We start from the raw sequence: 20,624 nt of genomic DNA, 5'->3' as shown, positions 1-20,624 counted from the left end.
CAGGGTCGCCACCGCACAGATCGGAGCTTAGTGAGGGATTCTCAGGGCAGTAACTCCCCCAAACGGGGGGTGGAATGGTCGCTGAATTAGGGGGTTTCGCTAGGTGACGTCTTTCTTCCAGCTCACGGAACGGCCGATCACGGTCGAGACCACGGCGTAACCGACCAGCTACGCGAACAAGAACAGCACGAAGCCGATCAGCGGAAGCGTGCCCTGAATCAATGCCGCGCGAGCATAGCGAGCACCATCGATGCGGTCGTGAACAACGCGAGCGCGAGGCCCGCTTCGGGGAGGCCGCCGAAGTGCAAGCCGAGGCCCACGACAGCGCCGATGCCCAGGAACAGGTTGTAGAAGCCCTGGTTGTACGCCATCGGTTTGATGGCGGGTCGGGGCGGGGGCAGTGGCAGGACAGCGTCGTAGCGGTCGAACGGGTCATTTTCGAATCGGGAGGAGCACGGGACGGCGGCTAGAACGGTTGCGCGTCAGGGTCGCAAGTGTTCCATGGGTTGGGCACGGGTGGTGCTGGAATGGTCGGCGGGGGTGGTGCTGGCGCGGTGTGTTGGAGGTGGGGGCTGATGCGTGTGGCGGGGTCGGTGGCGTAGTGTTTGCCGGCGGGGCTGGTCCAGTGCAGGGTGCCGTCGGGGTCGGCGATGGCTTTCCAGTCGATGAAGTGCTTCAGGTTGTGGTGCGCCGGGGAGAGAAAGTGCAGGTTGGTGGCGGTGGTGGGGCCGCCGAATTGTTTGTCGATGGTGTGGTCGAGGTCGCTGTGCCCGGCGGAGCGGTTGCAGCCGGGGAACCGGCAGGTTCCATCGCGCAGTCGCAGGTACTTCTTCAAGCTGGCCGGCACGCGGAAGGGGTCTTGGCTGACGTCGAGCACGATTCCGGTGTGCGGGTGGGTGAGGATGCGCAGGAAACTCGTCGCCGTGCCGGCCAGGCGGCGGGCGGTCTCCGGGTCGATCGGCCCGTACCCTTCAAACTCGGCGGGTTCATCGCTTTTGCCCATCAGGGTGAGCACCGGCACGGTGATGTTGACGTTGGCGGTGAGTCCGGCGCCGAGGCCGCTGCCGGTGACGCCCTGCTGGAGCAGGTCGACGGCGACGTCGGCGCGCAGCTGGCTGAGGGTGCGCTCTTCGCCCGGGCACTGCAGGCTGAGGGCGGCGTCGGTGACGCGGGTGTAGATGCCCTGCAGGTCGTCACCCGCACCGCGCAGCCAGAGGGTGGCCATGCCGTCTTTATCGGGGAAGAACAGCACCTTGCGGTCGGAGAGGCATTTGGCGCGGCGCACGGTGATGCTGTCGGGGTGGAACCGTTCCCGCACTTTGCGGGCCTTGCCCTCGAACTGCGTGGGGGTGAGGCGTTTGGCGTGCGGCAGCAGCACCGCCTCCAGCGCGTCGCGGGCGGGCCGCGGCACGGAGCCGAGCTGGTCGAGCAGGCGGCGGGCGTGGCGGAGGGAGATGTCCCCGGTGCGGAGGGCGGTGAGAGTATCGGGCCGCTCGACCACCAGTTGGCGGCTCTCTTGGAGCAGGCCGGACGCGGTGCCGTTCGGGATGCGCAGCGCGCACGCCATCTCCGCCACAAGGCCCCGCTGCGCGGTGAAGGTGGCGTCCCAATCGTGCTCATGGCCCGGCACGGATACGGGGCGGCCGGTTTCGGCGGTGTTGGTCGTGTAGTCCCATGCTTCGGTGAGAACCTCAGCCTTGCTCGCCTGGGCCCACGCGATGATCTTCTCGAAGAAGAGCACCCGGTCAACGAACTGCGCCTGATGCCGCTGAAACGGACTCAAGCTATCGGACGGACTGCTATCGGATGGACTGCTGTCGGCCGGGCTGCTGTCGGCCGAAAGCGGCCCGCCCGGTTCGTCATCGATGTCGTGCTCGGTGCGGAGATACTCGCCGTAGAGAAACTCCTCACACAGGTCATCATCGAACCGGTGCGCGGGCGGTACGGCGGCGAAGACCTCGGTCAGGTCCAGGCCGGCCGGCAGACTCCGGGCCGACAAGCTCCGGGCCGACAAGCTCCGGGCCGACAGCATCAGCTAGGAAGGGGTCGCGGCTGGCGGGCGCGGTATCGACGTCGTCGAGGGCGTCGTACGGAGCGAACTGCCCGAGGCCCTCGGCGATCTCAACCGGCCAATCGGCCTGACACTGCGCCCAGAACACATCAAACTCAGCGCGCTCCTCGGCTGTGGAAGGCAGGTAACCGTGGGCCGCGACGAACGGATCGACGAGGCCCGGCTGGGAGGTATCGCCGCGTTGGCTCATAGAACAAGTGTACCAAGCCCAACCCTGAAAATCGAGCCATTCTCACATCTATTGGGATTTTCGTGCGAACCTGAATTCGCACGGACACTCGTGTTTTCGAGGCGGCTCGCGTTGGTCTATGGGGGTCTCGACAGGCACGACCGGCGGAGGTGGGCGGGTTCCACAGACCGCCACACGTCTCTCGACGGTGATCTCGACCAGCTCGATTGACGAAAAATGCAGCGGTCTTCCGGCGCAGCGCTCTAGGTGACGTCCTTCTTCCAGCTCACGGCATAGCCGATCATTGTCGCGACCACGGCGTAACCGAGCAGCACGAGGCCGCCCTGCCACCAGTCCAGCGGCGGGGCGCCTGCCGGGTTCGCGAGGGTGAAGACGCTCGCACCGACGAGGGCATCGGAGGCCGAGCCGGGCAGATAGTTGCCGATCTGCGCGGTGACCTCGAGAAAAGAGGCGGCCAGCCGTAACAGTGGCTCGACGAACTGGGTGAAGGCGAGCACGACCACGATCGACGCAACCTGGCTCGGCACCAGAACGCCGAAGCCCACGCCGATTGCAGCCCACAGGCCCATGGCAAGAATTGTGCGACCGACCTGCAGCCACGTTTCCGAGTCCAGCAGCAGCGCATCCACGCCGAACGCGCTCAGCGCCCCGCCGCCGAGACCAACGGATGCTGCCAGTCCGACAACTCCGAATCCAGCGCCGACCAGAACCAGCGTGACCGTCTTCGCTGCGAGTACCACACCGCGACGCGGCGTCGCGAGAAACGTGGGTGTCAGGGTCTGGTGGCGAAATTCACCCGTCGTCGCGAGCACGCCGAGCAGCACGGGGAAGACGTAGCCGACCGAGGAAGCGAAGCTGTAGATGATCGGTGGGAGGCTGCCGAAACCGAAGGCGCCGGCACCGCCGGTATTCACCGCGTCGGGACTGATCACACCGGTCTCGACGCCGGCGAGCAGCGCGCCGAGCCCGCCGGCGATGAGGCCGATGTAACAGAACAGAACGATAGCGAGAAGCCACCACAGGCGAGTGGTGAAAATTTTGGCGAATTCGGCCGAGACCGACCGCAGGAACGTGGTCATAGCGAGTGGCTCCCGCCGACGAGGGCGAGAAAGGAGTCTTCCAGGCCGGTTTTCTGCCGGTGCAGCACGCTGAGTTCGACCCCGGCGGTGAAAGCGAGGTGGCCGAGCAGTGCGGGGTCGGATGTGGCGGCGAGCAGGCCGGTGCGGCCGATCGAGAAGGTGATGCCCGCCGCAGTGAGCGCGGCTGTGAGGTTCTCGCGGTCGGGAGAATCCACGATCGTCTGGGGCGCGGCATCCGTATCGAGGCTGGAGAGTGGGCCGAGGTGCACGAGCTCGCCGCGGGCGATGATGACGACGTCATCGACGCTCTGCTGCACTTCGGAGAGCAGGTGTGAGCTGACCAGAATGGTGCGTCCTTCCGCGGCCATGTCGCGCAGAAAACCGCGAATCCAGCGGATGCCCTCCGGGTCGAGTCCGTTGATCGGCTCGTCGAGCACGAGCGCGCCCGGGTTGCCGAGCAGGGCGTAGGCCAGGCCGAGCCGCTGGCGCATACCGAGGGAGTAGCCGCCGACGCGCTGGGCGGCATGGGCGGCGAGGCCCACCTGGGTGAGCACCTCCATGACCCGGGTGCGCGGCAGCCCGGCGGCGATCGCGTACACGCCGAGGTGGTCGCGAGCAGAGCGGCCAGGGTGGAAGCTGGCGGCTTCGAGGGCTGCGCCCACCGTGGCAAGGGGATTGGGCAGGTCGCGGTAGCGAACGCCGCTAAACGTGGCCGTTCCGCTGCTCGCCGCGACCAGTCCGAGCAGAATGCGCAGGGACGTGGTCTTGCCGGCACCGTTCGGCCCGAGAAAGCCGGTAACCCGCCCGGGCTCTACCGTGAAAGACAGGTCGTTGACCGCGGCGACCCCGCCAAAGCGTTTGCTGATGTTGCTGAATTCGATAACAGCGCCGGTAGGCATCCGACTCCCCTCTGTAGTGCTTCCCACCCTATTACCCAGGGGCCGTATAGTGCCGTCTACCGGGCTTTTCAGTTCAGGCCAGCAGGAAGTCCTCCAGGCCGGTGAGCAGTCGTTGCACCTCACCCGCCGTGTTGTACGGCGCCAGTCCGATGCGCAGGCCGCCCTCAGCACCGAGCCCGAGGTGCTTCGAGGCCTCGAGTGCGTAAAACGATCCGGTCGGGGCGAGCACCCGCCGGGCAGCCAGGAACGCCGCGGCATCGGCGGGCGGGTGCCCGGCGAAGGTGACCAGCACGGTTGGCGTGCGCTCGCGGGCACGCGAGTGCACGGTCACGCCGGGCAGAGCGGCCAGCCCGGCCTCGAGTTCGGCGAGCAGGCCCGCCTCATGATGTTCCAGGGCGATGGATGCCTGCACCAGGCGCCCCCGCCGGCTTCCGCCGATCGGTGCCAGTGCGGCCAGAAAATCGACGGCCGCAGTAACGCCCGCCATCAACTCGTAAGGCAGGGTGCCGAATTCGAAGCGTTCCGGAACCATTTCGGTGGAGGTGGCCAGCTTGTCCGGGTGGATGCGCTCGAGCAGGGCTGGTTCGGCGGCCAGCACGCCGCAGTGCGGTCCGAGGAACTTGTACGGGGAGCAGACGAAGAAGTCGGCGCCGAGCGCGGCCACGTCCACCGAGGCGTGCGGCGTGTAGTGCACCCCGTCTACCCATAGCAGGGCGCCGACCGAGTGCACGGCGGCGGCGATCGCGGCGATCGGCGGTCGGGTTCCGATGAGGTTGGAAGCAGCCGTGACGGCGACCAGACGGGTGTGTTCGGTCAGTTGCGCGGTGACCGCCTCGGCGCTGAGCTCGCCGGTTGCCGGGTCGAAGTCGACCCACTTGACGGTGGCGCCGGCGTGTTCGGCGGCCTGGATCCAGGGACGGATGTTGGCGTCGTGGTCGAGCCTGGAGACCACGATCTCGTCGCCGACATTCCAGCTGCGGCCGAGGTGGCGGGAGAAGTCGTAGGTGATTTGGGTGGCGCTGCGGCCGTAGACCACGCCGTGCGGGTCGGCGCCGAGCAGGTCGGCCATCGCCGTGCGGAAGACGGTGACGGCGTTGTCGGCGTTCTGCTCCGGCAGGCTGCCGCTTCCGCGGTTGGACAGCGGTCGGGTCAGGGTGAGGGCGATCGCGGCGGCGACCTGGCGAGGCGTCTGCGTGCCGCCCGGACCGTCGAAGTGGGCGAACCCGGAGGAGAGGGAGGGAAAGTGGGAGCGGACTGCCAGCGCGTCATAGGTCACACGCCATCCAAGCACAGCGTCTGCTCGTCGACCAGCGCCGCCGAGACCACCGCCGGTCGAGCCGCGACGAACGGGTGGTCGAGACGAGTGGTCGAGCTACGCGTGCGCGGCGCAGGCGGGCGCTTCGCGTGTGACGCAGTCCGGGCAGGCCACGAGCTGTTCGCGGCAGGAGGCGTCCCGGCAGTTGAGCATGTTCGTGGTGGCCTGGCCGCACTCCTGGCAGGTCCCGAGCACGGCAGCACCGGGTGCGAAGTCGATGGACATCCGCTGGTCGAAGACGTAGAGCGATCCCGACCACAGTCCCTCATTGCCGAAAGCCTCGCCGTAACGCACAATGCCGCCGTCGAGTTGGTACACCTCGCCGAAACCACGCGACTTCATGAGACCGCTCAGCACCTCACAACGGATGCCCCCGGTGCAGTAGGTCACGACCGGCTTGCCCTTGAGATGGTCGTATTTGCCGCTGTCGAGTTCGGCCACGAACTCGCGCGTGTTGGCCACATCGGGCACGACCGCGTCTCGAAAGTGGCCGATCTCGGCCTCGAACCGGTTGCGCCCGTCGAAGAAGACGACCTCGTCTCCGCGTTCGGCGACGAGCGCATTGAGCTCGGCCGGCTGCAGCTTGGTGCCACCGCCGACGACGCCGGCCCCGTCGACGCGCAGCTCGCCGGGGGCGCCGAAGCTCACGATCTCCTCGCGCACCTTGACCACGAGCCTTGGAAAATCGAGGCTGTGTCCGTGCGAGTCGAGGCCGGTGCCCTCGCTGAACTTAAAGTCGATATGCCTGAACGCCGGGTAGTCGCGGGTCTTGCGAATGTACTTCTTGATCGCGGGCAGGTCGCCACCGACCGTGCCGTTCAGGCCGTCTTTCGAGATGAGGATGCGCCCGCGCAGACCGAGCCCTGCACACAGGTCGCGCTGCCACAGTCGCACCGCATCGGGGTCGGCCAGCGGCGTGAAGATGTAAAAGAGCAGAATCTTCGGAATGGCCATGGGCCCATTTTACTTTGTGCGCATTTCCGGAGAGCGCGCGTAGGCTGGCCGCACTGTCTGTACTGCCACTGGTCAGCCGTATCGAGGAGGCAAATCGTGACCCAGGACCCGCTCGCCCGCTTCGGCGAGGTGCCCCAGTTTTCACTCAGCAGCACCGACATGACCGACGGGGCACCGCTCGCCGCAGCACAGTATGGAACCGACGCGGGCGGAGCGGATGTGTCCCCGCAGCTCTCTTGGTCGGGTTTTCCCGCCGAGACCCAGAGTTTCGCGCTCACCGTATACGACCCCGACGCCCCGACCGGCTCCGGATTCTGGCACTGGGCGGTGGCCAACCTGCCGGTATCCGTGACCGAGCTGGCTGCGGGAATTAATACCCTGCCGGCCGGCGCACTCGTGCTGCCGAACGAGGTGCGTCTCACCTCGTTCATCGGCGCTGGCCCGCCGCCGGGAACCGGCACTCACCGCTACCAGTTCATCGTGCACGCCGTTGACGTGCCGACGCTCGAACTCGACTCGCAGTCCACGCCGGCCGTTCTCGGCTTCAACCTGCACTTTCACACGCTCGCGCGTGCGGTACTGGAGGCGACCGGGGTCGCGGGCGGGGCATCCGCTGCCTGAGGGGGCGCCGTGTAAAACCGGGAGTTGTCCCCAAATGGGGTAACTCCCAGCGGGGATTCGGGGGAAACGACTTAACCTCAGGCAGTGAGTATCACCAGCACCACGTTCGACACCGCCCGTTCCATTCCCCCCACCAGCCCCCCAACGTCGTCAGCGCGCCCGGCCGTGCCGACGCCCGCCTGGCTGCACGGCATCCGTTTGCATGCCGACGGCGTGACCGTCGACCGGTCTCTGCACCGGGAGACGGGCATCCGTCGGTTGCCGGTCTGGGCGTGGCGCGCGCTGATGCTGCGCCGGGCGACCCCGGTGCACAAGTTCAACCTGCACCCGATCGATTCGGTCGAATACGACCTCGACCTCGACTACATCGGCGATGGCCAGAAGATTCACCGGCTCGACGTTCTCGTTCCCAAACGCGAAGCGGGCGCAGACCCCTTACCCGTGTACGTGTATTTTCACGGCGGCGGCTGGACCTCCGGCGACAAAGACCCGCTCACCAAGTACTGCGCAAGCCAGGCTGCCGAAGGAATGGTCGTCGTCAACGCGAACTACCGCATGGCAACCCGGTTTCAGCTGGGCCACATGATGAAGGACGGCAACGCCGTGCTCGACTGGGTCGCCCGCAATATCGCCGCCTACGGGGGAGACCCGACCCGAATCGTGCTCGGCGGCGACTCGGCCGGCGGCCACATCGCGGCGCTGCTCACCGCTGCGGCCTTTGAACCCGAGCTCGCAGAACACTATGACATTGCGCCGCCGGTCGCCCGCCGCAACCTGCGCGGCCTCGTGCAGCACTGCAGCATCGCCGATTTCTCGGTGCTATTCGACCGTGGGTTTGTGCTGAGCCTCAACTTTGTTCGGATGCTGCTGCCCGAGCGCGGCCGCGGACTGCACCTGCGTACGGCCGCGCGTTTCATGTCGCCGATCGAGTGGCTCGACCGCGGTTTTCCGCCGGTCTTCGTCACGACGTCGGAGCGCGACTATTTCTACCGGGCCAACCTCAACTTCATCGAGGCGCTACGAGCCCGCAAGATTCGGGTCGACACGCTCATTTACGGCCGACGCAGCGTCAACACCAAGCACACCTGGCAACAGGACGACACGCATCCGGAATCGCAGGAGGTCTACCGTCGCCTCGGCGCCTTCGTGCGTGCCGTCGCGCCGCGGGCTATGACGGTTTAGGACCGCGCGCCGGTTGCGGCGAGCACTCCGCCGAGGCCGATCATCATGACGCCGCCGGCCGAGGACAGGTTCTCGATGCGCTTCGGTGACCGGGCAAACCAGACCCGTGCCGTGCCGGCCGCGAGAGCCCAGGTGCTGTCGCCGAGCAGGGCGAGCAGCACGAAGACCAGTCCGAGCACCGCGAGCTGCAGCGGAACATCGCCGGCCCGGTAGTTCACAAACTGCGGCAGCACCGCGATGAAGAAGACCAGTGACTTAGGGTTGCTCAGGCCCACCACGAATCCTTCGAGAACGAGCCGCCACTTGGTCTTGCGGGCCACCCTAACCTCGCTCATCTGCGCGGCCTTGCCCCGGTTGCGAATCGCCTGCACCCCGAGATAGATGATGTAGGCCGCGCCGGCGAACTTGACGATCGTGAACAGCAGCACCGACTGGGTCACGATGACGCCGAGTCCGAGAGAGACCGCGACGATTACCGGAATCAGGCCCAGGGCGTTGCCGAGCACGCTGAGAAAGCCGCCAAGCCGGCCGAGTGCCAGCGATCGTCCGATCACGAACAGCACGGTCGGGCCGGGAATGACGATGAGCGCGATCGACGCGAGCGCGAACGTGAGCAGGGTGGGCAGGGAAACCATGTTTGAATGCTAAACCCAGCGGCGACTGTGGCACATCGTGCAGCCAACCCCCGTTGCGGCGACGGATGCTGGTGCCCCCCCACAACGGATTGCTCGCGGTTGCGCCCACTTCGCTAGCATCGTTTCGTGCATATGTTCTTCAGAACCCTCCTCCACGCCCTGCTGTCGAAGTTCGGCCCAAAGCTCGGTCACTTCGATGTCGCGCGCACCAACTTTGTGACCCTGCCGACCGACCAGGATATTTTGCGGCACATGAACAACGGCGTCTACCTGTCCATCATGGACGTGGCCCGCTTCGACATGCTGCACCGCACGGGCGTCTGGGCCATCTTCAAGCAGCGAGGCTGGTACCCCGTCGTGGTCTCCGAGACCATCAGTTTTCGCAAGTCGCTCACGGTCGGCCAGAAGTTCACGGTGGAGTCGCGCATCCTCGGCTTCGACGAAAAGGCGGTCTACGTCGAGCAACGTTTCGTACGACCGGATGCCGACGGCGTGCTCGAGATCTACGCCCACGGCTACATTCGTGGTCGCTTTCTCAAGCGCACCGGCGGAATCGTCACGATCGACGAACTGCTGGGCGCGATCGGGGTCGCCCCCGACAACGTGAGCGTTCCGGAGTGGCTGCTCGAGTGGGCTGGCGCGGCAGCGGCCGCACCCACTCGAGCCCCGGCCCCGAGCATCTGGATCTAGCCTAGTTAGGCGGTGCGCACCGGAACGATGAGGTCCTTGTAGAACTGGGCGTGCGCGGGGTAATAGTGATTCCACTCGGGCAGGGGAAGGCCGGCGCGGGAGGCGACCAGGCGGTCGAGGTAGTAGTCCCAACCGGGGCCGACCGTGGCGGCCTCGCTCGCCGAGCGCAGACGCTGCCCGAAGGTCAGGTTGGTCATGCCGTCGCCCTCAACCAGGTGGAACAGTGCGCGCCAGGAATCTTCACCCTCGCCGAAGTCGCCGTTGAAACGGTGCGGCGCCTGGCACTCGCGAATACTCACGTACTCCCACTTGGCATCCGGCTCGGCCGTCATCTTGAACTTGACCGCGCCGGTCGCCGGAGAACCGGAGTAGGTGCCGATCCACTTCTCGAGTTCGGCAGGACGGGTCAGGCTCGCCCACACCTGCTCGATGGGCGCGTTGAACAGCCGATTGAGCATGAGATACAGGCCGTCCTCGCGGTGTACGAGGCGTCCGGTGGGCTTGGCTGACATGGGGACCTCCACTATGAGTGACATGCGCTTGTAACCTCAGGTTAGGCCACATTGAGAGGGTCGGCTACACGCTAAGCCCCTTCGAGCAGGGCCATCGCGGCGTTGTGTCCGCCGAGCCCGCTGACCCCGCCGCCGCGCCTGGCTCCGGCACCGCAAATGAGAATGCGCGGATGCTCGGTGGCGACTCCCCAACGCTCGGCGGGCGTGGCCTGCGGCTCGTCATCCTCCAGAAATGGCCACGACAGCCCGCCGTGAAAGATGTTGCCGCCGGGCAGATTCAGGGCGTGCTCGAGGTCGAGGGTTGTTTTGGTTTCGAGGCAAGGGTGACCCTCAACATCCGTCATCAACAGGGCTTCGATCGGCTCGGCGAGCACCGAATTGAGCGAGCAGAGCACGGCGGCCTGCAGCTGCGCGCGCATCTGGTCGTTGTTGGCTTCGGTGAGCGCCCGATTCGGGGTGTGCAGGGCGAACACGGTAAGGGTGTGGGCACCGGCCTGTGCAAGTTCGGGCGACAGAATGCTCGGGTCGGTCAGCGAATGGCAGTAGACCTCGCACGGCACCAGTTCGGGAATCTCACCGGACATGGCCTGGTCATACGCGGTCTGCAGCTGCTTGTAGCCCTCGTTGATGTGAAACGTACCGCCGAATGCCGCCTCCGGCGACACGCTCGCGTCCAACAAGTGCGGTAAGCGTGTCAGCAGCAGGTTGACCTTCACCTGGGCGCCTTCCGGCTTGACCAGGTCTGCGGATGCCCCGCCTCCACCACCCAGCAAACCCCGCAGCACCCACGGCGCCACGTTGGCCAGCAGCGCGGCGCCGTTCGTCGTCTTCAGGCGCCCGTTCTGGCGGTATTCCACGGCTCCGTCGGGGGTGGCCGACGTGACCTCGGCGCCGACTTCGAGCCGCGCACCGGCCTCGCGCGCCGCCCGTTCGAGTGCCCCGGTCACAGCGCCCATGCCGCCGATCGGCACGTCCCAGTCCCCGGTTTCATTGCCGATCACGTGATACAAAAAGCAGCGGTTCGCGTCGGGACTGGAGTCATCGAGGCCCGTGAAGGTGCCGATCAGCCCATCGGTAGCCACGACGCCGCGCACGAGATCGTTCGCAAACCGGTTGGTGATCGTGTCGCCGAGCGGCTGCTCGACCAGGGCGGTCCAGAGGGCATCGTCGCCGACCAGTCGCTTAGCCTCCGATCGGGTGAGCAGCGGTTCGCAGATCGTGGGAAACACGGCGCGCGCCAGTCGGGCGGTGTCGTCGTAGAAGGAGTTCCAGGCATCGAAATCGGCCGCGGCACCGATGCGTTCGAACGACGCCCTGGTCGCTTCGGGGTCGCCCTGGTCAACGAGTAATCCGGCGCCAGTCGGCCCCGGCGTGTACGACGAGTACCGACGTCGAGCCAGCTCGATATCGAGCCCCAGCTCGCGGATGATTCTGGTCGGCAGCAGGCTCACCAGATAGGAGTAGCGCGAGAGGCGCGCGTCAATGCCGGGGAAGGTATCCGCTGAAATGGCGGCGCCGCCCACCTGCTTCTCCCGCTCGAGCACGAGCACGCTGCGGCCGGCCTGGGCCAGGTAGGTGGCGGCGACAAGGCCGTTGTGGCCGCCACCGATAATCACGACGTCGTGTCTGGTCTCGCTCATGAGCAGAGCCTAGCCAGTGCGCGCCGAACCTATCAGTCACCTTGCATTCACCTGCGAGTCACCTGTGACCAGTACACAGAATGGCATCCATTGTCTGCAACAGGAGGATCTACCGCATGAGCGCCTTTCGACGCCCCGCACGCCGCCGACTACCCGTTGCCATCCTGGCTGTCACGGCCTGCGCCGCTCTCGCGGTGGCGCCGCTCGTATCGTCGGCAGCACCGACGGCATCCGCTGCTATCGTCGTCGCACCGGTGACCGCGTCGGGGACCGACCCGTACTTCAACCTGGCGCCGCTGGGAACGTACGAGACCGGCACCTTTGACGCCTCGGCCGCCGAGATCGTGACCTACCACGCCGCCAGCAAGCGACTCTTCGTGGTCAACGCGGCCCAGGGTGCCGTGGACGTGCTCGACATCGCCGACCCGACTACCCCGGTCAAGGAGTTCTCGCTCAGCGCAGCGGGAACCACAATCGACGGCGGCAGCTCGCTCATCCCCACCGGTTCCACCGCCAACTCGGTCGCCGTGCGCGCCGACGGCCTCGGCGCAATGGCCATCGAATCGCCCACCAAGTCGGATGCCGGCTGGCTCGTCTTCTTCGACGCCAACGCGACGACAGCCACCATTCTGGGCGCGGTTACGGTCGGTGCCCTGCCGGACATGGTGAGCATCTCGGCCGACGGCAAGTATGCCGTCTCCGCCAACGAGGGCGAGCCGAACGACCTGTTCACCGTCGATCCCGAGGGGTCGGTCAGCGTCGTCACGCTCCCGTCGACCCTTACCCTGCCCGCTTCGTCGGCCGTCGCGACCGCTGATTTTCACGCCTACGAATCCGAAGCCAATGGCGGCACGAGGACCCTCGACCCCGACGTGCGCATCTTCGGACCGACTCCCGAAGCGGGCTTTCCGGTCTCGCGCAACCTCGAGCCCGAGTATGTCGCGATCGACCCGAACAGTCTCACCGCGTATGTGGCGCTGCAGGAAGCCAACGCGGTCGCTGTGGTTGACCTCGTCGCGGCTGAGGTCACCGAAGTGCGCTCGCTCGGCTTTCAGGACCACGGCCTGCCCGGCAACGGCATCGACGCCTCCGACAAGGATTCGGCCGTCAACATTCAGACCTACCCCGGTCTGCACGGCATGTACATGCCCGACGGCATGAACGCCTACACGGCGAAGGATTCCTCCACCGGCACTGACGCGACCTACCTGGTCACCGCGAACGAGGGCGACGCCCGCGAGTGGGGCAGCTACGTCGAGGGCGCGCGTGCGGAGGACCTCACGATCTGCGCTACTAGCGACCTCTTCGGCAAGAACAGCGACGCCGGAATGGGTCGCCTGAACGTGACCAAGGAAAACGGTTACAACACCGCCGGCACCTGCTACGAGGAGCTCTACGCCTTCGGCTCCCGCTCCTTCTCGATCTGGAACACCGACGGCACGCAGGCCTTCGACTCCGGGGACGACTTCGAGCGCATCACTGCCGCAGCCAACCCGGCCTATTTCAACTCGAACCACAGCGAGTCCAACTTCGAGGGTCGCAGTGACGACAAGGGCCCCGAACCCGAGAACCTCGCCATCGGCGAGATTGACGGTCGCACCTACGCCTTCATCGGCCTGGAACGGGTGGGCGGCATCATGGCCTACGACATCACCGACCCGACCGACGCGAAGTTCGTGACCTACCTCAACAACCGCAACTTCGGCGTCGATGCCACCGTCGACCTGTCGGCAGCCGGTGACCTCGGCCCGGAGGGCGTCACGTTCATCTCCGCCAAAGAATCGCCCACCGGTGAGCCGATGCTCGCCGTCGGCAACGAGGTCTCCGGAACCACCACCATCTTCTCGATCAACGTCATCCCCACCGAAATTCAAGTGCTCGGCATCAACGACTTTCACGGTCGCCTCGAAGCCAACGCCAGAAACCAGGAGGCCGGCGCGGCCGTCCTGGCCGGAGCCGTTGCCCAGCTGAAGACGGAAAACCCGAACACCCTGTTCGTCTCGGCAGGCGACAACATCGGCGCCTCCACCTTCACCTCTTTCTCGCAGCAGGACGAACCGACGATCACGGCGCTCCTTGCGGCCGGGCTGGACGCATCCGTTGTGGGTAACCACGAGTTCGATGCGGGCTGGGACGACCTCGAGGGTCGGGTCCGGTCTTCGTTCGGCGACCCGCGCTACGCGCTCGGCGCCAACGTCTACCTGAAGGGCACGACCACCCCGGCACTCGATGAATACTGGGTCAAGGAGGTCGATGGCGTGCGCGTCGGCTTCATCGGCACCGTCACCGCGGCTACCGCCTCACTGGTCTCCCCGGCCGGCATCGCCGACATCGAGTTCGGCGACCAGCTCGAGGCCGCCAATCGCGTGGCAGCGCAGTTGCAGGATGGCAACACGACCAACGGCGAGGCCGATGTCATCGTGCTGCTCACCCACGAGGGAGGCGTCGGCACCGACTGCGCCGCGATCGGTGACGCCGACACCCTCTACGGCGATCTGATCCGCGACGCATCGGCCAATATCGATGCGATCCTCTCGGGTCACACCCACGCCACCTACAACTGCTCCTACCCGGTCACGGGCTGGACCGACGGGCTGAAACGCCCGGTGATGCAGAGCGGCCAGTACGGCATGAACCTCGACCAGCTGAAAATCTCGGTCGACCCAGTGACCAAAAGCGTCGTCTCGATGACCAGCGCGCTGGTGGACCTGCACAACGGCACGACCGGCCTCTACCCGGCCGACGCCACCGTGGCGCAGATCGTGACGGATGCCGCGGCCCAGGCCGACATCGTCGGCTCGGTTGAAGTCGGTGCCATCAGCGCCGACATCAAACGTGCTTACAACGGCGTGGCAGAGGACCGCGGGTCGGAATCGAGCCTCGGCAACCTCGTCGCCGACATTCAGCTTTGGGCCACCTCGAACTCTACCTTCGGCGGTGAACCGGCCGAGATCGCCTTCATGAACCCCGGCGGGGTGCGCACCGACCTGAGCTACGGCGAGAACGGCAAGGTGACCTACAAAGAGGTCGCCACCGTGCAGCCCTTTGCCAACACCCTCGTCACCATGGACCTCACCGGTAACCAGCTGCGCACGGTGCTCGAACAGCAGTGGCAGTCCAGCCGCGCCAAGCTGCACCTCGGTGTCTCCGAGGGGTTCAGCTACCTCTATGAGCCCGACGCGGCGCTGGGCGAGCACATCGTCGGTATGTCGCTGAATGGTGTGGCCATCGCCCCGACCGACGTGTTCCGCGTGGCGGTGAACTCGTTCCTAGCCTCGGGCGGCGACAAATTCACGACCTTCGCCGCCGGAACCAGCGTCGCGGACACCGGCCAGGCCGATCTCGCCGCGACGGTCGCCTATTTCGAGAAGCACCCGCTCGTCGACCCGGCATCGCTCGGCCGCGCGGTACTGGCCGGCACCGACTGGGCCAGCATCGACGTGGGTGACGCCGTCTTCACCCCGGGCGAGCGCGTCACCGTCACGGTCTCCGGGCTGAACCCCGGCCAGAAGGTCACCGGCACGCTCTACTCCGTGCCGGTGAACCTCGGCACCTTCGCGGCCAATGCTGCCGGAGTCGCAACGTTCTCCTCAGTGATTCCGGCGAGCACGCCGGTCGGCGCGCACACGCTCGTGATCAGCTCGGTCGGCCTGGAGCCGATCAGCCTCGCGGTCACCGTTGTTGCAGCGGCGAGCACGAGCGGCCTGGGTGCTATCCCGGCACTCGGCGCGTCGCTGGCCCCGGCCGGCCTCGCCGCGCTGCTCCTGTTGCTCGGCGGCGGCCTCATCTTGGCCCGTCGCAAGCGCCAGGCCCTGCAGGCCTAGCCTGTTCAGAACGGATGCCCCGGTGCTCGCGCCGGGCATCCGTTTGACTGGGCGGTCATGCGACGCGGCTGATCGCCGGGTGCAATCCGAGGAGGGGTGGCGCGGTTACACCGGCGCGAGCGGCTCGAACGGGCGCGGCGGCTCCAACGGGTCGGATTCCGTGGGTTTGGCCACCTTGCTCACCGCCCGGTCGAGGGCTGCGCGCACGACGACCACGCCCGGCCGCTGCGCGCTCGACCGGCGCGCAGCCGAGAACAGGGTGCGGTGCGGGGTGCCCGGCAGGTCGTGCAGCTGAACGGCCGGCATGCGCCCGGCCCAGACCAGATCGGGCAGAATGCCCACCGCATTGCCCGATTCAATCAAGCGGATGTGCGCGATCAGGTCGGCGGTCTCAAACCGCACGTCCGGTTCGAAACCGGCCGAGCGGCAGAGCTGCGTGGCCCACTGCCGCGACGCTGTACCCACCGGCTCCATCACCCAGGGCAGGCCGGCGGTTTCCTCGAGGGTTGCCGCGCTGACCCGCCCTGCGCCGTCCCGGGAACTATCCGCGGGCGGCACGGCGAGCCGCAGCGCATCCGTTGCGAGGTTGATCCGGTCGAGGTCGGGCCAGTGTGCGCGGGTGTGGCCGGGATACTGCTCGGCCAGCACGAGGTCGAAGTCGCGCGCGGCCACCTCGAACAGGCCGCGCTCTGGCTCGCGCTCGGTCACTTCGACCCGTAGCGCCGGAAAGTCCTCGGCGAGAAAAGTGAGCGCCCGCGGAATGACGGCGAGGGCGGCAGACTGGAACACGGCCACCCGCACGGTGCCCGACACCGTCGTGGTGCTGGCGCGCAGGTCGGCCTCTGCAAGTTCGAGCCGCTCCAGCAGGTGGGTGGTGTGCTCCACCAGAATCTCGGCCTGCGGGGTGAGCTGCACCCGCCGCCCCACTTTTTTCAGTAATACAACGCCGGCCTCTTTTTCGAGCAGCGCGAGCTGCTGCGACACCGCGGATGGGCTGTAGGCAAGGGCAGCGGCGACCCCGGCGAGGGTGCCGCGAATCTTCAGTTCGCGCAGCAGTCGGAGTCGCCGCACATCCAGCATCCGCTGCCCCTTACACCCATCGAACGACCCAAAACCAAATCATTAGAAATTGTAACGAATATCATGCATAAACATTTGCTTTTGCTAAATATAGGCTGGCCTCAGACTTGAATAACCAGAGCAACCCAACCGCGAACGAAAGACTAGTCTCGTGACCATGACCAACGCCTCCACCCGCCCCGCCAACGAGGATTTCAGTTCGGAGGTCGTCGCTCTCGTCAAGAAATGGCTCGACGAAAGCGCCACCATCCCAGCGGATGCCGCTGCCGAACGGCTCGCCGGCGTGCTCAAGGACCCGAACGGCCTGGACTTTACGGTCGGCTTCGTTGACGGCGTCATGCGCCCCGAAGACAAGATGGTCGCCGGTTACAGCCTGCAGAAGGTCGCCAAGAAGGCGCCCGGTTTTCTGCCGGTGCCCATGCGCGCGGCCATCGGCCTCGGTGGCATTCTCGGACCGGTGCTGCCCTGGGTCGTCATTCCCGCCGCCCGCACCGTGCTGCGCCAGATGGTCGGCCACCTCGTCGTCGACGCCACGCCCGACAAGCTCGGTCCCGCGCTCGTGCACCTGAAAGAGGGCGGCAACCGCCTCAACATCAACCTGCTCGGTGAGTCTGTACTCGGCGAGAAAGAGGCGCTCGAACGCCTCGAAGGCACCAAGCGCATCCTCGAACGCCCCGACGTGGACTATGTCTCGATCAAGGTGTCCTCGATCGCCAGCCAGCTCTCGATGTGGGCCTTCGATGAGACCGTCGCCCGCGTGATCGAACGCCTGACGCCGCTGTTTGAATTCGCCGCGGCATCCGCTACCCCGAAGTTCATCAACCTCGACATGGAGGAGTACCGCGACCTCGACCTCACCATCGCCGTGTTCGAGGGGCTGCTCGACCAGCCGCAGCTGGCCCAGCTCGAAGCCGGCATCGTGCTGCAGGCCTACCTGCCCGACGCGCTGAGTGCCATCCAGGGCCTCACCCACTGGGCGCAGAATCGCCGCGCGGCCGGCGGAGCCCCGATCAAGGTGCGCCTGGTCAAAGGCGCCAACCTCGCCATGGAGCATGTCGACTCCGCCGTACACGACTGGCCGCTCGCGACCTTCTCCACCAAGCAGCAGAGCGACACCAACTACAAGCGGGTGCTCAACTGGGCGCTCACCCCGCAGAACACGGATGCCGTCAAGCTCGGCATCGCCGGCCATAACCTGTTTGACGTGGCTTGGGCGCACCTGCTCAGCGTTGCCCGCGGCGTCGACGACAAGGTCGAGTTCGAGATGCTGCTCGGCATGGCCACCGGCCAGGCCCAGGCCGTGCGCAAGGACGTCGGACAGCTGCTGCTCTACACACCCGTCGTCGACCCCTCGCAGTTCGACGTGGCCATCAGCTATCTCATTCGCCGGCTCGAAGAGAATGCGAGCTCGGAGAACTTCATGTCGGCCGTGTTCGAGCTGACCAGCAACCCCGAGCTCTTCGACCGCGAGAAGGCTCGGTTCCAGGCCTCGCTCGACGCCCTCGACGACCGGGTTCCCACCCCCAACCGCGTGCAGGACCGCTCCAGCAGCTACGACCGGGGTCGCCTGGCCGCCGCCACAACGGATGCCCGCAGCCAGCAAACCGAGACCGCCAGCGACGACGACCCGCAACTGACCGGCGTGCTGCTCGGCATCACCCGCGGCTCGGCGCCCACCCACTCGACCTTCCACAACGAGCCCGACACCGACCCGTCGCTGCCCGCCAACCGGGCCTGGGGCCGACGGATTTTGGCCCGCGCCGATGCATCCGTTCTCGGAACCGAAACCATCGAGGCCGCCGCCGTTCCCGACGAGGCAGCGCTCAATCTGATCATCGACGGTGTGCTCGAGGCGGGAGCAGCCTGGGGGCAGAAGACCGGCGCCGAACGCGCCGCGGTACTGCACCGCGCGGGCCTGGCGCTCGCTGCCAACCGAGATCGCCTGATCGAGGTCATGGCCAGCGAGTGCGGCAAGACCATCACCGAGGGTGACGCCGAGGTGAGCGAAGCGGTGGACTTCGCCCACTACTACGCCGAACGTGCCAAGGATCTGGACCGAGTGCAGGGCGCCATCTTCGTTCCCTCGAAACTCATCGTGGTCACCCCGCCGTGGAACTTTCCCACCGCCATCCCGGCCGGCGGCATGCTCGCCGCCCTCGCCTCCGGTGCCGGCGTCGTCGTCAAGCCGGCCACGGTCGCCCAGCGCACCGGTGCCGTCGTGGTCGAGGCCCTCTGGGAGGCCGGTATCCCGCGCGAACTCCTCGCTCTGGTCAACCTGCCCGACCGTGACCTCGGTGCCAAGCTCATCGCGCACCCCGCAGTCAACCGGGTCATTCTCACCGGCGGCTACGAGACCGCCGAGCTGTTCCGCGGATTCCGCCACGACCTGCCCCTACTCGCCGAAACCAGCGGCAAGAACGCCATCATCGTCACCCCGTCGGCCGACTTCGACCTGGCCGCCGCCGATGTCGTCAAGAGCGCCTTCGGCCACGCCGGCCAGAAGTGCTCGGCCGCGAGCCTGGTGATTCTGGTCGGATCGGTAGCGAAGTCCGAACGCTTTCTCGGCCAGCTGGTCGACGCCGCGACCTCGATCAAGGTCGGGCAGGCAAGCGATCCGGTCACCCAGATGGGCCCGATCATGTCGCCGGCCGACGGTAAACTACTGCACGCCCTGACCACGCTCGGCGCCGAAGAGAAGTGGCTGGTCGAACCGAAGCAGCTCGATGACACCGGCAAGCTCTGGTCGCCGGGCATCCGCACCGGCGTCGCGCCCGGATCGTACTTTCACCTCACCGAGTTCTTCGGCCCGGTGCTCGGCGTGATGCACGCGCGCAACCTGGAAGAAGCCATCCGCTTTCAGAACGCGGTCGACTTCGGCCTGACGACAGGGCTGCACTCGCTCGACGCCGACGAACTGGCCCTCTGGGTCGACACGATCGAAGCCGGCAACCTCTACGTCAACCGCGGCATCACCGGTGCTATCGTGCAGCGCCAGCCGTTCGGCGGCTGGAAGCGCTCAGCCGTGGGCGCCGGAACCAAGGCCGGCGGACCGAACTACCTGCTCGGCCTCGGCAGCTGGGTCAACGAGCCGGGCCGGAACAGCTCGACGTTGCACCTGCGCGGCCTCGAACAGCGCGTCACCGACATCATCGAGGCCAGCCAGCCGTTTCTCGACTACGCCGACTTCGACGTGCTGCGCCGTTCGGCCGTGAGCGACGCTCTCGCCTGGCGCGAGGAATTCAACGTCGTGCGCGACGCGACCGACCTCAAGGTGGAGCGCAACCTGTTCCGCTACCGCGCGCTGCCGGTCACCGTGCGCCTGACCGAGAGCGGAACGCTCGCCCAGCTGCTGCGCGTGATCGCCGCCGCGACCCTGTCCACGTCGCGCTACGACGTGTCGAGCAGCGTTCCGGTGCCGCCGGGCGTGCGCAATATCCTCGCCCAGCGTGAGATCCCGGTGCTGGTCGAAACCGACGAGGAGTGGCTCGCTCGCGCTCGCTCGGGCGGGATCACGGCCAGCCGCGTGCGTCTCATCGGCAGTGACCCGGTGCTGGGCGCGCGAGTGGAAGCATCCGCTTTGGCCGAAGCGGTCAACGGCAGCCCCGACATCGCGGTGTACTCGAACGCGGTCACCCAGGCCGGGCGCATCGAGGTGCTGCCGTTCCTGCGGGAACAGGCAATCTCGATCACCGCGCACCGCTTCGGCAACCCGAGCATGCTCTCCGACGGCGTGATCTAGGCCGGTTACGGTTCGTAACCGCGGAGATTCCGGCCGGATCGCCTTCAATCGTGTGATTGGGGGGATCAGCGGCGAAATCTCCGCGGTTCTGCACGCATGGGCCCGAGACGGCACACAGGCTACGTGCGGTTTACATACAGATTCGTGGGGCAGACTCTAACGGGCCGTATGATTACCGCTGTCCACAATTCGA

16 protein-coding genes are annotated in these 20,624 nt (G+C 66.6%); 5 read left to right on the top strand and 11 right to left on the bottom strand.

The genetic code is table 11. From position 1 onward, the window contains the following. Positions 1-218: 218 nt before the first annotated feature. The 7 genes from CXY78_RS13905 to CXY78_RS13880 form a co-directional block, all read right to left on the bottom strand. The gene (locus CXY78_RS13905; RefSeq protein ID WP_233197218.1) at positions 219-371 is read right to left on the bottom strand and encodes a DUF1304 family protein; all 153 of its coding nucleotides are present in this window, start codon (positions 369-371) and stop codon (positions 219-221) included. A gap of 95 nt (positions 372-466) precedes the next feature. Then, positions 467-1,999, bottom strand: coding sequence for an HNH endonuclease signature motif containing protein (locus tag CXY78_RS13900; RefSeq protein ID WP_158253325.1), 1,533 nt, complete (start codon positions 1,997-1,999; stop codon positions 467-469). Continuing rightward, positions 1,920-2,261 (bottom strand): hypothetical protein, encoded by a 342-nt coding sequence (locus tag CXY78_RS20790; protein ID WP_140425716.1) that lies wholly within the window; start codon positions 2,259-2,261, stop codon positions 1,920-1,922. Before CXY78_RS20790 ends, CXY78_RS13900 begins: the two co-directional genes overlap by 80 nt. A gap of 242 nt (positions 2,262-2,503) precedes the next feature. After that, entirely contained in the window at positions 2,504-3,340 is an 837-nt protein-coding gene (locus CXY78_RS13895; protein WP_092338619.1) for an ABC transporter permease, read from the bottom strand. Next, positions 3,337-4,239: an ATP-binding cassette domain-containing protein gene (locus tag CXY78_RS13890; RefSeq protein ID WP_104089861.1), complete on the bottom strand. Its 903-nt coding sequence runs from the start codon at positions 4,237-4,239 to the stop codon at positions 3,337-3,339. Before CXY78_RS13890 ends, CXY78_RS13895 begins: the two co-directional genes overlap by 4 nt. Before the next feature lie 73 nt (positions 4,240-4,312). Further along, positions 4,313-5,515 (bottom strand): cysteine desulfurase-like protein, encoded by a 1,203-nt coding sequence (locus CXY78_RS13885; RefSeq protein WP_104089859.1) that lies wholly within the window; start codon positions 5,513-5,515, stop codon positions 4,313-4,315. Between the two features lie 96 nt (positions 5,516-5,611). Then, positions 5,612-6,508 (bottom strand): rhodanese-related sulfurtransferase, encoded by an 897-nt coding sequence (locus CXY78_RS13880; protein WP_092338623.1) that lies wholly within the window; start codon positions 6,506-6,508, stop codon positions 5,612-5,614. Between the two features lie 96 nt (positions 6,509-6,604). Between CXY78_RS13880 and CXY78_RS13875 the strand changes: the two genes are divergently transcribed. Then, positions 6,605-7,129, top strand: coding sequence for a YbhB/YbcL family Raf kinase inhibitor-like protein (locus tag CXY78_RS13875; protein WP_233206195.1), 525 nt, complete (start codon positions 6,605-6,607; stop codon positions 7,127-7,129). 84 nt (positions 7,130-7,213) lie between these two features. Continuing rightward, positions 7,214-8,311, top strand: coding sequence for an alpha/beta hydrolase (locus CXY78_RS13870; RefSeq protein WP_233197244.1), 1,098 nt, complete (start codon positions 7,214-7,216; stop codon positions 8,309-8,311). Here the strand turns inward: CXY78_RS13870 and CXY78_RS13865 are convergent. Beyond that, the gene (locus tag CXY78_RS13865; RefSeq protein WP_092338625.1) at positions 8,308-8,946 is read right to left on the bottom strand and encodes a LysE family translocator; all 639 of its coding nucleotides are present in this window, start codon (positions 8,944-8,946) and stop codon (positions 8,308-8,310) included. The two genes, CXY78_RS13870 and CXY78_RS13865, sit on opposite strands and share 4 nt — an antisense overlap. Before the next feature lie 126 nt (positions 8,947-9,072). On the opposite strand from CXY78_RS13865, the gene CXY78_RS13860 reads away from it, so the two are divergent. Continuing rightward, complete coding sequence (locus tag CXY78_RS13860) at positions 9,073-9,636, top strand: acyl-CoA thioesterase (protein WP_369827315.1); 564 nt, start codon at positions 9,073-9,075, stop codon at positions 9,634-9,636. A gap of 5 nt (positions 9,637-9,641) precedes the next feature. On the opposite strand, the gene CXY78_RS13855 is transcribed toward CXY78_RS13860, so the two are convergent. After that, positions 9,642-10,148 (bottom strand): SRPBCC domain-containing protein, encoded by a 507-nt coding sequence (locus tag CXY78_RS13855; protein ID WP_092338629.1) that lies wholly within the window; start codon positions 10,146-10,148, stop codon positions 9,642-9,644. Positions 10,149-10,219: 71 nt separating this feature from the next. Then, positions 10,220-11,788 (bottom strand): NAD(P)/FAD-dependent oxidoreductase, encoded by a 1,569-nt coding sequence (locus tag CXY78_RS13850; protein ID WP_092338631.1) that lies wholly within the window; start codon positions 11,786-11,788, stop codon positions 10,220-10,222. A gap of 116 nt (positions 11,789-11,904) precedes the next feature. Here CXY78_RS13850 and CXY78_RS13845 point away from each other — a divergent pair, with 116 nt between their 5' ends. Beyond that, the gene (locus tag CXY78_RS13845; RefSeq protein WP_104089857.1) at positions 11,905-15,612 is read left to right on the top strand and encodes a choice-of-anchor I family protein; all 3,708 of its coding nucleotides are present in this window, start codon (positions 11,905-11,907) and stop codon (positions 15,610-15,612) included. A 105-nt stretch (positions 15,613-15,717) separates the two neighbouring features. On the opposite strand, the gene CXY78_RS13840 is transcribed toward CXY78_RS13845, so the two are convergent. After that, positions 15,718-16,692 carry a LysR family transcriptional regulator gene (locus CXY78_RS13840; protein ID WP_092338635.1) on the bottom strand — a complete coding sequence of 325 codons (975 nt, stop codon included), beginning with the start codon at positions 16,690-16,692 and terminating at the stop codon, positions 15,718-15,720. A 157-nt stretch (positions 16,693-16,849) separates the two neighbouring features. Between CXY78_RS13840 and CXY78_RS13835 the strand changes: the two genes are divergently transcribed. After that, positions 16,850-20,431 (top strand): bifunctional proline dehydrogenase/L-glutamate gamma-semialdehyde dehydrogenase, encoded by a 3,582-nt coding sequence (locus tag CXY78_RS13835; protein WP_104090169.1) that lies wholly within the window; start codon positions 16,850-16,852, stop codon positions 20,429-20,431. The last annotated feature ends 193 nt before the right edge of the window (positions 20,432-20,624 follow it).

Source organism: Cryobacterium sp. N19, assembly GCF_002929595.1.
GTDB lineage: Bacteria > Actinomycetota > Actinomycetes > Actinomycetales > Microbacteriaceae > Cryobacterium > Cryobacterium flavum.
Note: the sequence above shows the minus strand (reverse complement) of the source record. Positions and strands in the feature narration are given on the sequence as shown.

Bases quoted from the DNA above. Each gene is read 5' to 3' on its own strand.
- CXY78_RS13840 (WP_092338635.1), bottom strand. From the start codon at position 16,692: ATGCTGGATGTGCGGCGACTCCGACTGCTGCGCGAACTGAAGATTCGC.
- CXY78_RS13865 (WP_092338625.1), bottom strand. From the start codon at position 8,946: ATGGTTTCCCTGCCCACCCTGCTCACGTTCGCGCTCGCGTCGATCGCG.
- CXY78_RS13895 (WP_092338619.1), bottom strand. From the start codon at position 3,340: ATGACCACGTTCCTGCGGTCGGTCTCGGCCGAATTCGCCAAAATTTTC.
- CXY78_RS13890 (WP_104089861.1), bottom strand. From the start codon at position 4,239: ATGCCTACCGGCGCTGTTATCGAATTCAGCAACATCAGCAAACGCTTT.
- CXY78_RS13855 (WP_092338629.1), bottom strand. From the start codon at position 10,148: ATGTCAGCCAAGCCCACCGGACGCCTCGTACACCGCGAGGACGGCCTG.
- CXY78_RS13850 (WP_092338631.1), bottom strand. From the start codon at position 11,788: ATGAGCGAGACCAGACACGACGTCGTGATTATCGGTGGCGGCCACAAC.
- CXY78_RS20790 (WP_140425716.1), bottom strand. From the start codon at position 2,261: ATGAGCCAACGCGGCGATACCTCCCAGCCGGGCCTCGTCGATCCGTTC.
- CXY78_RS13835 (WP_104090169.1), top strand. From the start codon at position 16,850: ATGACCAACGCCTCCACCCGCCCCGCCAACGAGGATTTCAGTTCGGAG.
- CXY78_RS13905 (WP_233197218.1), bottom strand. From the start codon at position 371: ATGGCGTACAACCAGGGCTTCTACAACCTGTTCCTGGGCATCGGCGCT.
- CXY78_RS13880 (WP_092338623.1), bottom strand. From the start codon at position 6,508: ATGGCCATTCCGAAGATTCTGCTCTTTTACATCTTCACGCCGCTGGCC.
- CXY78_RS13845 (WP_104089857.1), top strand. From the start codon at position 11,905: ATGAGCGCCTTTCGACGCCCCGCACGCCGCCGACTACCCGTTGCCATC.